The 14,392-nt window shown below is 63.8% G+C and carries 14 protein-coding genes; 13 read left to right on the top strand and 1 reads right to left on the bottom strand.

The window, feature by feature from the left end; genetic code table 11:
- The first annotated feature begins 77 nt into the window (after positions 1-77).
- The 6 genes from ACFE72_RS14245 (at position 78) to ACFE72_RS14270 (ending at position 5,387) form a co-directional block, all read left to right on the top strand.
- Positions 78-485, top strand: a complete 408-nt coding sequence (locus tag ACFE72_RS14245) for a hypothetical protein (RefSeq protein ID WP_375413751.1) — start codon at positions 78-80, stop codon at positions 483-485.
- Positions 486-514: 29 nt separating this feature from the next.
- Positions 515-1,036, top strand: coding sequence for a dihydrofolate reductase (locus ACFE72_RS14250; protein ID WP_375413752.1), 522 nt, complete (start codon positions 515-517; stop codon positions 1,034-1,036).
- 155 nt (positions 1,037-1,191) lie between these two features.
- Positions 1,192-2,340, top strand: a complete 1,149-nt coding sequence (gene hflK, locus ACFE72_RS14255; protein ID WP_375413753.1) for an FtsH protease activity modulator HflK — start codon at positions 1,192-1,194, stop codon at positions 2,338-2,340.
- The gene (gene hflC / locus ACFE72_RS14260) at positions 2,337-3,254 is read left to right on the top strand and encodes a protease modulator HflC (protein ID WP_375413754.1); all 918 of its coding nucleotides are present in this window, start codon (positions 2,337-2,339) and stop codon (positions 3,252-3,254) included. The genes hflK and hflC overlap by 4 nt, the downstream gene beginning before the upstream one ends.
- A 226-nt stretch (positions 3,255-3,480) precedes the next feature.
- Positions 3,481-3,681, top strand: a complete 201-nt coding sequence (locus ACFE72_RS14265; RefSeq protein WP_375413755.1) for a DUF2065 domain-containing protein — start codon at positions 3,481-3,483, stop codon at positions 3,679-3,681.
- 194 nt (positions 3,682-3,875) lie between these two features.
- A complete protein-coding gene (locus ACFE72_RS14270; protein ID WP_375413756.1) occupies positions 3,876-5,387 on the top strand; it encodes a Do family serine endopeptidase in 1,512 nt (503 codons plus the stop codon).
- Positions 5,388-5,670: 283 nt separating this feature from the next.
- On the opposite strand, the gene serB is transcribed toward ACFE72_RS14270, so the two are convergent.
- Positions 5,671-6,561, bottom strand: a complete 891-nt coding sequence (serB, locus tag ACFE72_RS14275) for a phosphoserine phosphatase SerB (RefSeq protein ID WP_375413757.1) — start codon at positions 6,559-6,561, stop codon at positions 5,671-5,673.
- A gap of 3 nt (positions 6,562-6,564) precedes the next feature.
- On the opposite strand from serB, the gene miaA reads away from it, so the two are divergent.
- The 7 genes from miaA (at position 6,565) to ilvC (ending at position 14,017) form a co-directional block, all read left to right on the top strand.
- Positions 6,565-7,494 (top strand): tRNA (adenosine(37)-N6)-dimethylallyltransferase MiaA, encoded by a 930-nt coding sequence (gene miaA, locus ACFE72_RS14280; RefSeq protein WP_375413758.1) that lies wholly within the window; start codon positions 6,565-6,567, stop codon positions 7,492-7,494.
- A gap of 394 nt (positions 7,495-7,888) precedes the next feature.
- Entirely contained in the window at positions 7,889-9,667 is a 1,779-nt protein-coding gene (locus ACFE72_RS14285; RefSeq protein ID WP_375413759.1) for an acetolactate synthase 3 large subunit, read from the top strand.
- 55 nt (positions 9,668-9,722) lie between these two features.
- Positions 9,723-10,709 (top strand): threonine dehydratase, encoded by a 987-nt coding sequence (locus ACFE72_RS14290; protein ID WP_375413760.1) that lies wholly within the window; start codon positions 9,723-9,725, stop codon positions 10,707-10,709.
- Between the two features lie 128 nt (positions 10,710-10,837).
- Entirely contained in the window at positions 10,838-11,383 is a 546-nt protein-coding gene (ilvN, locus tag ACFE72_RS14295) for an acetolactate synthase small subunit (RefSeq protein WP_375413761.1), read from the top strand.
- A 10-nt stretch (positions 11,384-11,393) separates the two neighbouring features.
- Entirely contained in the window at positions 11,394-12,269 is an 876-nt protein-coding gene (locus ACFE72_RS14300) for an EamA family transporter (protein WP_375413762.1), read from the top strand.
- 35 nt (positions 12,270-12,304) lie between these two features.
- On the top strand, positions 12,305-12,877 hold the full coding sequence (locus ACFE72_RS14305; protein WP_375413789.1) for a LysE family translocator: 573 nt from the start codon (positions 12,305-12,307) through the stop codon (positions 12,875-12,877).
- A 120-nt stretch (positions 12,878-12,997) separates the two neighbouring features.
- Complete coding sequence (gene ilvC / locus ACFE72_RS14310; RefSeq protein WP_375413763.1) at positions 12,998-14,017, top strand: ketol-acid reductoisomerase; 1,020 nt, start codon at positions 12,998-13,000, stop codon at positions 14,015-14,017.
- Positions 14,018-14,392: the final 375 nt, after the last annotated feature.

Raw genomic sequence — 14,392 nt, forward strand, 5'->3', positions numbered from 1 at the left:
CTTGGCGGAGGCGAAGGTGCTTTTGCCGCAGCAATTATGCTGGAATCGGTTGGAGCGGCTGACAAAGGACTGCTGCAATGGTTACAGAAGCGCTAGGCGATCGAAAGATCGACGCGTCGGAAGAATTGGCCCAGGATCTGATTAGAAGGACGAGTCCCCTGCTTGCTGCATATTGGGAGTTCCGGGAAGAGTTGGGCGGGTGGAGATTGGTGTTGGTGCCGACTGCAGCTGAAGAAAAACGCCGCCTGATCAAGGACGCAACTGATTTACTGGTTGAGGCGCCGTATCGCCTCACATTGTCGCTGTTCGATTCAGCAATCGACAGCCGTCAGATTGATCGTGCCAGGGCGCTCGGTGCATACATTCGCACCGAGCCTTACATAGGACAACGGTTTGATACGACCTTTACCGGTCACCAATATTTCGAGAGCGTCGTTCCGGTTTATCTGGCGCCGGAATTGATGACGCATCTTCATGTGGCCTGATGGTCAGGGATTGCCCATTCGCGTCTCACATGCCACGCCCTGAAATCGTCCTCATCGTCGCGGTCGCCGAGAACGGCGTGATCGGCTCGAACGGCGCCATTCCGTGGCGGCTCAAATCCGATATGCGGCGCCTCAAGACCATGACCATGGGCAAACCGGTGGTGATGGGCCGCAAGACCTTCCAGTCGTTGCGCCGCCCGCTGCCCGGACGGACCAACATCGTCATCACGCGGGATGAAAATTTCCGCGCAGCGGGGGCGCTGGTTACGACGTCGTTCACGGACGCTTGCGCGGCAGCGGTTGGAGATGCGCTGCGGCGTTTAGCCACTGAGATCGCCGTGATCGGCGGCGCGGAAATCTACGCGCAGTGGATGGCGTCCGCCGACCGTCTGGAGGTCACCGAGGTTCACGCCAGGCCTGAGGGCGATACGGTTCTTTCCCCCATCGATCCCGCGGACTGGCAGGAAGCGTCCCGGACGCGGAATTCCGCCTCGTACGACGACAGCGCCGACTATTCTTATGTGACCTACCGCAGGCGAAAGCCGCGTTAACCGCCTCAGTCGATGTTTACATTGACAAATACCGCTTCAGGCTTAGCTGCTGCGGGCAACAAGCCGCGTTGTAAGGGCCGGGGCGGTCCCCTATAAGGCGCTGCAGCGTTTGCGAGGCCGGGTGTTTTGGCCCAGGCCCGCGGAGGAGATTGTCGATGCCGTGGAAGAATCAAGGCGGGGGCCCGTGGGGCTCGGGTCCGAAAGGACCGTGGGGCTCCGGTCCGCAACCGGTCGGACCGAGACCGCCTGATCTCGAGGATCTGCTGCGCCGCGGTCAGGACCGGCTGCAGCAGATTTTGCCGGGCGGGTATTTCAGCGGCATGGGCATCGCGCTGCTGTTGATCGGCGCATTGGCGATCTGGGGGCTGTCGGGATTTTTCCGCGTCCAGTCCGAAGAACTCGGCGTCGTGCTGCGGTTCGGCAAGCACGTGCGAACCGTGCAGCCGGGCCTGAACTATCATCTGCCGTATCCGATCGAGACCGTGCTGCTGCCGAAGGCGTTGCGCGTCTCCACCATCAGCATCGGCATGACCCTGATCGACGACCCGGCGCGGCGTGGCAGGACCATGCGCGACGTGCCGGAGGAAAGCCTGATGCTTACCGGCGACGAGAACATCGTCGACGTCGACTTCACCGTGCTGTGGCGGATCAAGCCCGACGGCGTCGGCAATTATCTGTTCAATATCCAGAACCCAGAAGGCACCGTGAAGGCGGTCGCCGAAAGCGCGATGCGCGAGGTGGTCGGCCGCTCCAACATCCAGCCGATCCTGACCGGCGCCCGCACCACCAATGAGGCCGGGGTGCAGGAACTGATGCAGAAGACGCTCGACAGCTATGGGTCCGGCATCCTTGTGCAGCAGGTGCAGATGCAGAAGGTCGATCCGCCGGCGCAAGTGATCGATGCGTTCCGCGACGTGCAGGCGGCGCGCGCCGATCTCGAGCGATTGCAGAACGAGGCCCAGACCTATGCCAACCGCGTGGTTCCGGATGCGCGCGGACGCGCTGCGCAGATCATCCAGATCGCGGAAGGCTACAAGGAACAGGCGGTGGCCGAAGCCAAGGGCCAGAGCGCGCGTTTCCTCAAGGTGTATGACGAATACAAGAAGGCGCCTGACGTGACGCGGCAGCGCATCTATCTCGAAACCATGGAGCGCATCCTCGGCGGCGCCGAAAAGCTGGTGTATGACGGCGGCTCGTCGTCCTCCCAGGGCGTCGTGCCCTATCTGCCGCTCAACGAACTGACGCCGCGGCGTCCGCCGGCGACATCGGGCCAGCCGCAACAGCAGAGCGGGAGCACCCGATGAGATCCGGAATTTCAGGCATTGTCGCGGTGCTGGTGCTGTTGGTTGTCGCCATCGTCGGCTACAGCTCGGTCTTCACGGTGAACCAGACCGAACAGGTCCTGCTGGTGCGGCTCGGCGAACCGGTCCGGGTCGTCACCGAACCCGGACTGAATTTCAAGGCGCCGTTCATCGACACCGTGATCAGCATCGACAAGCGCATACTCGACCTTGAAAACCCCTCGCAGGAAGTCATCGCGTCGGATCAGAAGCGGCTGGTGGTGGACGCCTTTGCGCGCTACCGGATCAAGAACGCGCTGCGGTTCTATCAAAGCGTCGGTTCGATCCAGGCCGCCAACATCCAGTTGACGACGCTGCTCAACGCGTCGCTGCGCCGGGTGCTCGGCGAAGTCACGTTTATCACGGTGGTGCGCGACGAGCGCGAAGCCTTGATGGCGCGGATTCGCGATCAGCTCGACAAGGAAGCCGATGGCTATGGCATCCAGGTGGTCGACGTGCGGATCAGGCGGGCCGATCTTCCCGAACAGAACAGCCAGGCGGTCTACCAGCGCATGCAGACCGAGCGGCAGCGCGAGGCTGCCGAATTCCGCGCCCAGGGCGGACAGAAGGCGCAGGAAATCCGCTCCAGGGCCGATCGCGAAGCAACCGTCATCGTCGCCGAAGCGAACTCCACCGCCGAGCAGGTGCGCGGCGCCGGTGACGGCGAGCGCAACCGGCTGTTCGCCGAGGCCTATGGCAAGGATCCCGACTTCTTCGGGTTCTACCGTTCGATGACGGCCTACGAGAACGGGCTGAAGAGCAACGACACCCGGTTCCTGCTGCGGCCGGACTCCGACTTCTTCAGGTTCTTCAGCAATTCATCGGGCAAGCCGCCCGAGCCGGCCCAACCCGCTGCGAGCGCGGCGCCGAAGCCGTAAGTACTTGACGTCCTTGCAGGCGCGTTAGTGACGAAGCGGTCCGGTCCTTTTGCGGCCTGGATTGCTTTGCTTCGCTCGCAATGACCGTGCCCCCCGAGGCCCGCCCGGACGCCGTTTTGCGTTCGAACCCGCTCTCCTCTATGAAGAAGCAGGTCCTTCGAGGCGGCTCCGATTCCGCCTCGCTGAAAAAGACGCGCCAAAAACAGCAGCGGGAGGTTTCAGTCGGATGAGGTCCATAGCGTTTGCCGACTTCCTCATCGGTGTGGGTATCCTGTTTGTGCTCGAAGGCCTGTTGTTCGCGGCCAGTCCTGCATGGATGCGGCGGGCCATGAAGTCCGCCCTTGCCACGCCCGACAATATCCTGCGCGCGGTGGGACTTGGGTCGGCCGTCGCCGGCCTGATCCTGATATGGTTCGTGCGGCGCTGACGATTCGGAAAACCGAACCCAATCTCCTGAAATACCATAAGAATCAACCCCGTCGTCAGCGCCGGCGTCCGCTTTTTGCCGTAATCGGCACGGCTGATAGCGTGAAATTGCTCGGCGCGCATGCTTGCGCCTTCGCCCTGTTCGGGCGCACTGTGAACTTCAAATTCGTGCCCTTTCCAGGAGAGAGACCAGACATGACCGGTGCGATCCCCGCGTTGAGCCATCGCCGGCGCCCATGGCTGGCGGCTATCTGTCTCGGTGCCGCTGCTGCCCTGATATCCGTTCCCGGGTTTGCGCGAGGCCCCGACGGCATCGCGGACGTCGCCGAGAGAGTGATCGACGCGGTCGTCAACATTTCGACGACCCAGACCGTCGAGGCCAAGGCCGGCGGTGGCGGCGGGGATCGCGGCGCCATGCCGCAATTGCCGCCAGGCTCGCCGTTCGAGGAATTCTTTGACGATTTCTTCAAGAACCGCCGCGGCGGACCCGGAGGGGACAAGGGCGGCGGCATGCAGCCGCGCAAAACCAATTCGCTCGGCTCCGGATTCATCGTCGATACCGCGGGCATCGCCGTGACCAACAACCACGTCATTGCGGACGCCGACGAAATCAACATCATCATGAACGACGGCACCAAGATCAGGGCGGCGCTGGTCGGGGTCGACAAGAAGACCGATCTGGCAGTGCTGAAATTCACGCCTCCGGCGAAACCGCTGGTCGCGGTAAAATTCGGCGATTCCGACAAGCTTCGCCTCGGCGAATGGGTGATCGCCATCGGCAATCCGTTCAGCCTTGGCGGCACCGTCACCGCAGGCATCGTCTCGGCGCGGAACCGCGACATCAATTCCGGACCCTACGACAGCTACATCCAGACCGACGCCGCGATCAATCGCGGCAATTCCGGCGGCCCGTTGTTCAACCTCGACGGCGAGGTCATCGGCGTCAACACGCTGATCATTTCGCCGTCGGGCGGCTCGATCGGCATCGGCTTTGCAGTGCCGTCGAAGACCGTCGTGGGCGTTGTGGATTCGCTGCGCCAGTTCGGCGAACTCAGGCGCGGCTGGCTCGGCGTGCGCATCCAGCAGGTCACCGACGAGATCGCCGAGAGCCTCAACATCAAGCCCGCGCGCGGCGCCCTGATCGCCGGCGTCGAGGAGAAAGGCCCAGCGAAACCCGCCGGGATCGAGCCGGGCGACGTTGTGATAAAGTTCGACGGCAAGGACATCAAGGAGCCGAAGGACCTGTCGCGCGTGGTCGCCGACACCGCGGTCGGCAAGGCGGTCGATGTCGTCGTCATCCGCAAGGGCCAGGAGGAAACCAAGCAGGTCACGCTCGGCCGTCTGGAGGACGGCGAGAAGGCGGTGCAGGCCTCCAGCAAGTCCCAGCCCGAAGCCGAGAAGCCCGCGACCCAGAAGGCGCTGGGCCTCGATCTCGCCGGCCTCAGCAAGGATCTGCGCAGCCGCTACAAGATCAAGGACAGCGTCAAGGGCGTGGTCATCACCAATGTCGACTCAACGTCCGACGCCGCCGAGAAGCGGCTCAGCGCCGGCGAGGTGATCGTCGAGGTGGCACAGGAGGCCGTGTCCAACGCCGCCGACGTCAAGAAGCGCGTCGATCAGTTGAAAAAGGACGGCAAGAAATCGATCCTGCTGCTGGTTTCCAACGCCGAGGGCGAATTGCGGTTCGTTGCGTTGAGCGTGCAGTAGTACCCCGCCGTCATTGCCGGGCTCGTCCTACGGGATTCACACATCCCGTCATACGCGGGCTTGACCCGCGTATCCATCCATCTTCGGAAGAGTCGTTTCGAAGGGATGGATTGCCGGGTCAAGCCCGGCAATGACGGCGAGATGTGTGCGTATGGTAGGTCAAGCCCGGCAATGACGATGAGATGTGTGCATCCCGTAGGGCTTGACCCGGCAAGCCATCCTGCTTCGGGAGAGTCTTGCGAAAGTCGATGGATACGCGGGGTCAAGCCCGCATGGGACGCCGTCACCCCGCAAACTCGCTGCGCCGGTATCCCTGCGCATAGAGCAGCGCGGTGAGGTCGCCATGGTCGATCCGCGCATGCGCCGCGGCGGCGACGGCGGGCTTGGCGTGGTAGGCGATGCCAAGGCCGGCGCGCTGGATCATGCCGAGATCGTTGGCGCCGTCGCCGGCCACCAGCGTGTCGAGATCGTCGAGGTCGAAGGCTTCGCGCAGTTCGTCGAGCGTCGCCAGTTTCGCCGCGCGGCCTAAAATCGGCTCGGCGACGGTGCCGGTCAATCTGCCGTGCTCGACCAACAATTCGTTGCCGCGGTTTTCCTCAAACCCTATCATTGCGGCGACACGGTTGGTGAACAGGGTAAAACCGCCGGAGATCAGGCAGGTGTAAGCGCCGTGCGCGCGCATGGTCGCGACCAGGTCGCGGCCGCCTGGCGTCAGGGTGATGCGCTGGGCCAGCACCTCATCGACCACCGTGACCGGCAATCCCTTGAGCAGCGCCACGCGCTCGCGCAGCGCCGGTTCGAATTCGATCTCGCCGCGCATCGCGCGCTCGGTAATCGCGGCGACGTGCGGCTTGAGACCTACGAAATCCGCCAGTTCGTCGATGCATTCCTGGCCGATCATGGTGGAATCCATGTCGGCCAGAAAAAGCTTCTTGCGCCTGGCGATTCGGGGCTGCACCACGATATCGATCGGCAGGTCGCCGCGCGCCTCGCGCAGGCGGCCGGCGATGGCGCCGATGTCTTCGGACGAGGTAAAGGGAATGTCGACGGCGACTTCGTCGAATAGCCATATTGCCGGACCGGACGCGGGTAGAACGGCGCGCGCACCGTCGACGATGGTCGAATCCAGCGCGGGGTTGGCGGGATTGCATATCAGGGTGGCGACGAGAGACATGACGTGAGTTCGAGCCGAGAGAAGAACAAGGCGGTGCTTATCGCAGGGCCGACCGCCAGCGGCAAGTCGGCGCTGGCGCTGGCGCTGGCCAAGGCGCATGGCGGGTTGATCATCAACGCCGATTCCATGCAGGTGTATCGCGACCTGCGCGTGCTCACCGCGCGGCCGACGCCGGAAGACGAGGGGGCCGTGCCGCACCGGCTGTATGGCCATGTCGATGCCGCGATGAATTTTTCCGCCGGGGCGTGGGCCGCCGACGCGGGCCGCGCGCTGTCGGAGGCGCGCGCGCAGAACCGGCTGCCGATCCTGGTCGGCGGCTCCGGGCTTTACTTCAAGGCGCTGACGCGCGGCCTGTCGGCGGTGCCGCCGATTCCTCTTCTGGTGCGCCAGGATGTCCGCGCGCGGCTGCAGCGCGACGGGGTCGAGGCGCTGCATGCGGAGTTGATGCACCGCGATCCGGCATCGGCCGAAAGGCTGAAAGCGCGCGACAAGGCCCGCGTCGCGCGCGCGCTTGAGGTGGTGGAAGCGACCGGGCGTTCGCTGACCGACTGGCATCGCGAGGGCTCGCCGCCGCTGTTGCCGGCAGGGACGTTTACCGCAGTGTTTCTGGCGCCCGAGCGCGACCAGCTTTATGCGCGGATCGACCGGCGTTTCGATGCGATGCTGGGCGCAGGCGCGCTCGACGAAGTGGCAGCGCTGGCATCGCGAAACCTCGATCCGCTGCTGCCGGCATTGAAGGCGCACGGCGTGCCGGCGCTGATCCGGCACTTGGCAGGCGAGATCACGCTCGAACAGGCCGCGGTGACCGGCCGCGCCGACACCCGACATTATGCCAAGCGGCAGTTCACCTGGTTCAGGCATCAACTGCCGGAATTCGAATGGGTGAGCCCGGCGCAGGCGCCGGTACGGTTGGATCGAACCGCCGCGACTTGACCCCGTCCTCATGACCGAAGAAACCGTTGCGACTTGGCTCCGTCGTCATGTCCGAAGAACCGCCGCAGCTTCACTCCGTCGTCACGACGGAGAAACATGGAGCGTGAAAAACGCTCGCCGAACGCGCTGAAGCCCGCTAATCTTTGGTAGGCGCTGGCCATCTCCCTTGACTTTCTAGGCTTGGCGACTATGTTCTGCGCAACCTTTGGGAAGTCCGAGCAGCAAATGCGTAATAAAATTACCCAACCTCTTATTGTCGTCGGACCCAGGCGCACCGCCGGGGCTGGCTGAGGCCATCCCGCAACGGGCGGTGTGCATGGGGCCTTTTGGGCCCTTTTTTATTTTCCGAAACTGAAACGACGAAGTCGCGCCAACCGGCGCATCGGAGCTAGCCATGAGCGACAGCAAGAGCCACGATCCCAACCAGATGACCGGCGCCGCAATGATCGTGCGCGCCTTGGCCGATCATGGCGTCAAGCACATCTTCGGCTATCCCGGCGGCGCCGTGCTGCCGATTTATGACGAGCTTTTCCAGCAGAGCGAGGTCGAGCACATCCTGGTGCGGCACGAGCAAGGCGCCGGCCACGCCGCCGAGGGCTATGCGCGCTCCACCGGTTTGCCCGGCGTGGTGCTGGTGACCTCGGGCCCGGGCGCCACCAACATGGTGACGCCGCTCACCGATGCGCTGATGGACTCGATACCGCTGGTGTGCATCACCGGCCAGGTGCCGACGCATTTGATCGGCAACGACGCGTTCCAGGAATGCGACACCGTCGGCATCACCCGGCCCTGCACCAAGCACAACTGGCTGGTGCGCCGGATCGAGGATCTGCCCAAGGTGCTGCACGAGGCGTTTTACGTCGCGACCACCGGCCGTCCCGGCCCGGTTGTGGTGGACGTGCCGAAGGACGTGCAGTTCGCCACCGGCACCTACCATCCGCCGCGCAAATCCGACGTGCACATCTCCTATTCGCCGCGGGTGAAGGGCGACGCCGTGCAAATCCGCAAGGCGGTGGAGTTGCTGGCGTCCGCAAGGCGTCCGGTGATCTATTCCGGCGGCGGCGTGATCAATTCCGGCCGCGAGGCCTCGAAGCTGCTGCGCGAACTGGTCGAAACCACCGGCTTTCCGATCACGTCGACCTTGATGGGCCTCGGCGCCTATCCGGCTTCGGGTCCCAACTGGTTGGGCATGCTCGGGATGCACGGCACTTACGAAGCCAACATGGCGATGCATGATTGCGACGTCATGCTGTGCGTCGGCGCGCGGTTCGACGACCGCATTACCGGGCGTACCGACGCCTTCTCGCCGAACTCGAAGAAGATTCATATCGATATCGATCCGTCGTCGATCAACAAGAATATCCGCGTCGACGTGCCGATCATCGGCGATTGCGGCAACGTGCTTGGCGACATCCTGCAGGTGTTCAAGGCGGAAGCCAAGAAACCGAAAATCGATCCGTGGTGGTTCGAGATCGGACGCTGGCGCGCGCGCAATTCGCTTGCGTACAAGAAGAACAACGACGTGATCCTGCCGCAATTCGCGATCCAGCGCCTGTTCGATGCGACGCGAGGCCGCGACACCTACATCACCACCGAGGTCGGCCAGCATCAGATGTGGGCGGCGCAGTTCTTCGGCTTCGAACATCCGCATCGCTGGATGACCTCGGGCGGGCTCGGCACCATGGGCTACGGCCTGCCGGCGGCGCTCGGCGTGCAGGTCGCGCATCCCGACAGCCTCGTAATCGATATCGCCGGCGACGCCTCGGTACAGATGACCATGCAGGAGATGTCGACGGCCGTGCAGTATGAACTGCCGATCAAGATCTTCATCCTCAACAACCAGTACATGGGCATGGTGCGGCAGTGGCAGCAGTTGCTGCACGGCAACCGGTTGTCGCACTCCTACTCGGAAGCACTGCCGGATTTCGTCAAGATGGCGGATGCGTTCGGCGCCGTCGGCATCCAGGCGACAAAACCCGGCGATCTCGATGGTGCGATCAAGGAGATGATCAGCGTGAAAAAGCCGGTGCTGTTCGATTGCCGGGTGGCTGCTCTGGAAAACTGCTTCCCGATGATTCCGTCCGGCAAGGCGCATAACGAAATGCTGCTGCCGGCGGAAGCCAACGACGAGACCACCGCGGCCGCGTTTTCCGGCGGCAAGGCACTGGTGTGAGACACTGACGGCATCCCGTTGCGCAACAGTGACGGCGAGACGATGAGAACGGCGGATGTTTGATTTGCGGCAACTGGAACGGGCACACGCGATCGTCGGAGCGGCGATATCGCCGACGCCGGCGCATGCCTGGCCGCGGCTGTCGGAGCGGCTGGGAGCCGCGGTGATCGTCAAGCATGAAAATCATACCCCGACCGGGGCCTTCAAGGTGCGCGGCGGGCTCGTCTATATCGACCGCCTGAAGCGTGAACGGCCGGGTACGCCGGGACTGATCTCGGCCACGCGCGGCAATCATGGCCAGAGCCTCGCCTTTGCCGCGCGCCGCCATGGCGTGCCGGTTACGATCCTGGTGCCGTTGGGTAATTCGGTCGATCAAAATCACGCGATGCGGGCGTTCGGCGCCGACCTGGTCGAATACGGCGAAGACTTTCAGGCCGCGCGCGAGGAAGCCCATCGCCGCGCCGCGCGCGATGGGCTCGAGTTCGTGGCCGCGTTTCATCCCGATCTGGTATTGGGCGTGGCGACCTATGCGCTCGAGCTGTTTCGGAAGGCGCCGGATCTCGATGTTCTCTATGTCCCGATCGGGCAGGGGTCCGGCATTTGCGGCTGCATCCTGGCCCGAGACCTGCTGGGGCTGGCTACCGATATCGTCGGCGTGCAATCGACCGAGGCGCCGGCTTATGCGCTGTCGTTCGCCGCCGGCACGGTGGTGACGACCGCCAGCAGCAATACGCGTGCCGACGGCATGGCGACGCGCGTTCCCGATCCCGAGGCGCTTGCGATCATCCGCAAGGGCGCCTCCCGCATCCTGCAGGTCACGGACGATGAGATCGCAGCAGCCATGCGGGCGTATTGGACCGACACCCACAACCTTGCCGAAGGCGCCGGCGCTGCGGCGCTCGCCGCCGCGCTGCAGGACAAGCCGAACATCCGCGGCAAGCGCATCGGCCTTGTCCTGAGCGGCGGCAATATCGATCTCGATCTGTTTCACCGATGGGTGATGCCGGAGGCCGCCCTGACCGGGGACGGCGTGTCTGCATAACGACAAGATGGAAGCCGTCATGGCCGGGCGCGTCCCGGCCATCCACGTCCTCTCTCTTGCGAAGACTTTAAAGACGTGGATGCCCGGCACGAGGCTGGGCGTGACGAACGAGAGACTGAGGGACGACAATGAATCAGCCCGCATCCGCCTACTTCATGGAAGACCGGCGCGACCCCAGCGAGACCCATACGCTCTCGGTGCTGGTGCAGAACGAGCCGGGCGTGCTGGCGCGGGTAATCGGGCTGTTTTCCGGACGCGGCTACAACATCGAAAGTCTCACCGTGTCGGAGACCGAAAGCCAGAAGCACGTCTCGCGCATCACCATCGTCACCACCGGAACACCGATGGTGATCCAGCAGATCAAGAACCAGCTCGACCGCATGATTCCCGTGTATCGCGTGGTTGACATGACGCTGATCGGCGGCCGTTCGATCGAGCGCGAACTGGCGATGGTGAAGGTACGGGGCTTCGGCGAGCCGCGCGTGGAAGCGATGCGGCTGGCGGATGCGTTCCGCGCGCGCGTGATCGACGCCTCGACCGAGAGTTTCGTATTCGAGATCACCGGCAGTTCCTCCAAGATCAACCAGTTCGTCGACCTGATGCGTCCGCTCGGCCTGGTCGAAGTGTCCCGCACCGGCGTCGCCGCCATCGGCCGCGGCGCGGAGGGGATGTAGCGGCATATTCATGAAACTCGCCGACATCTTCCTTGCCACCCTCGTCGCGGTGATCTGGGGCCTCGGCTTCGTGGCGAGCCGGCTGGCGCTCGACGAACTGCCGCCGACGCTGATGACGATGATGCGTTTTGCCATCGCCGCGGCGCCGTGCCTGTTTCTCCGCAAGCCGGACGTATCGTGGCCGCTGCTGATCGCCATCAGCTCCACGCTGTTCCTCGGCCAGTTCCTGGCGCAGGCCTTCGGCATCGCGCATGGCGTGCCGGTCGGCCTCGCCAGCGTGATCGTGCAGAGCCAGGCGCTGTTTACGGTCGCGTTGGCTGTCATCGCCTTTGGCGAGGTGCCGACCCGGATGCAGGTGATCGGAATCAGCATTGCCGCGATCGGCTTGCTGATGATCTGCGGCACCGTCGGCTATGATTTCAGCGTGGGCGCCTTTGCCGTGCTGATGATTTCGCCGGTCGTGTTCGCGATCGGCAATCTCTTGCTGCGCCGGGCGCGTGACGTGCCGATGTTCGACCTGTTCGCCTGGCTTTGCCTCGCGGCGGCGGTGCCGCTATTGGCGCTGACACTGATCACGGATGGCCCATCCGCGGCCGCTCACGCACTGCTCAACATGTCGCTGATCGGCGTCGTCAGCATCCTGACCATCGGCGCCGTCTCGACCAGCATCGCGTACTGGCTGTGGGGCCGGCTGCTGCGCGATTATACGGCGGCGCAGGTGGTGCCGTTCGCGCTGCTGGTGCCGTTCGTGGGCGCCGCCGCGTCCAGCATCGTGTTCGGCGAGCGCTTCGGGCCGCTGCGGCTGGCCGGCATGATCGTCGTGGTCGCGGGGATTGCGATCATGCTGCTGTCGAAGCGGCCGCAGGCCGTGCCGAACATCGCGTGAGCGGAAACGTGTCCCAGCTTTTCATCGCCTTCGTGATGTTCGCCACCGTGATGTTTTTCACGCCCGGCCCCAACAACATCATGCTGCTGTCGTCCGGCCTGACCTACGGTTTCCGCCGGACCTTGCCGCACGTCGCCGGCATCACGATCGGCTTCGCCTTCATGATCGGGGCGGTGGGCCTTGGCCTCGGCGCCGTCTTCATCGCCTGCCCGGTGCTGCACACCATCCTCAAATACGCCGGCATCGCCTATCTGGTCTATCTCGCCGCCGCGATCGCGATATCCGGACCGGTCGAATCCGCGTCAGCCAACCGTCGCGGCCCGATGTCCTTTTGGGGTGCGGCGATGTTCCAGTGGATCAACGTCAAGGGCTGGGTGATGGTGATCGGCACCATCACCGCCTATGCGGGCATCGCCAGCTTTCCCTGGAATATCGTTCTGCAGGTCGGGCTCAGTCTGCTGCTGGGAGCGGTGGCTTGCTCGGCCTGGGCGCTGTTCGGCAGTGCGCTGCGGCCAGTTCTGACCTCGCCGAAGGCGGTACGGGGCTTCAACATCGTCATGGCTATGCTGCTGCTGGCCTCCCTGTATCCGGTTCTGCGCGAGCCATGAGGCAGGTGCGAGCCGGAAATCGCCGCCGCGGGCTTGTCTCGTGGCACCCAGCGCCCTAGAAACCGGGCGCAATTCGACTTGAGGGGCCGGCAAACGGCCGCCGTAGCAGAGGAACGACCAATGCGGGTTTATTACGATCGCGACGCCGACATCAACCTGATCAAGGGCAAGAAGGTCTGCATCGTCGGCTATGGCAGCCAGGGCCATGCACACGCGCTCAACCTGAAGGATTCCGGCGTCAAGGACGTCGCGATTGCGCTGCGCAAGGGCTCGGCGTCGGCGCAAAAAGCCGAAACCGCCGGCTTCAAGGTCATGGAAGTCGCCGAGGCTGCGAAATGGGCCGACCTCGTGATGATGCTGACACCCGACGAACTGCAGGGCGATATCTACCGCGACCACCTGCACGACAACATGAAAAAGGGCGCGGCCTTGGTGTTCGCGCACGGCCTCAACGTGCACTTCAACCTGCTCGACCCGCGGCCCGACCTCGACGTGCTGATGATCGCGCCAAAGGGTCCGGGCCACACCGTGCGCTCGGAATACCAGCGCGGCGGCGGCGTGCCCTGCCTGATCGCGATCCACAAGGACCCTTCGGGCAATGCCCATGATCTCGGCCTCAGCTATGCCTCGGCGATCGGCGGAGGCCGCGCCGGCATCATCGAAACCTCGTTCAAGGAAGAGTGCGAAACCGACCTGTTCGGCGAGCAGGTGGTGCTGTGCGGCGGCCTGGTCGAACTGATCAAGGGCGGCTTCGAGACGCTGGTGGAAGCAGGCTATGCGCCTGAGATGGCGTATTTCGAATGCCTGCACGAAGTGAAGCTGATCGTCGACCTGATCTATGAGGGCGGCATCGCCAACATGAATTATTCAATTTCCAACACCGCCGAATACGGCGAATACATCACCGGTCCCCGCATCGTCACCGACGAGACCAAGGCCGAGATGAAGCGCGTATTGCACGACATCCAGTCCGGAAAATTCGCCCGCGACTGGATGCTCGAGAACAAGGTCAACCAGACCTCGTTCAAGGCCACCCGCGCAAAACTCGCCGCGCACCCGATCGAGGAAGTCGGCGTCAAGCTGCGCGACATGATGCCCTGGATCAAGAAGGGCGCGCTGGTCGACAAGACGAAGAACTGAGGCTGTGCTCTGGCCGGGCATTCGTCATGCCCGGTTCGTCCCCGCATCCACGTCTTTTCCGCATCCAGGCGAGAGAGACGTGGATGGCCGGGACAAGCCCTACTGATGCACACATCTCATCGTCATTGCTGGCTTGACCCGGAAATCCATCCTTTCAAAGAGTCTTCCAAAGGTGATGGATACGCGGGTCAGCCCGCGTATGACGAGATGTGACAAGCCCGGCCATGACGAACTGCCGTTGCCCGGGCGCGATGCGGCATTCTCATGCGCTTCGCAGAACCGGGACCGCCCCAAACGCTCGCGCCTTACACAGCGTCATGCGCGGGCTCGACCCGCGCATCCTTCGACGCTTAATGGACGATGCGTTTTGCTGGA

Source organism: uncultured Bradyrhizobium sp., from assembly GCF_964252615.1.
GTDB lineage: Bacteria > Pseudomonadota > Alphaproteobacteria > Rhizobiales > Xanthobacteraceae > Bradyrhizobium.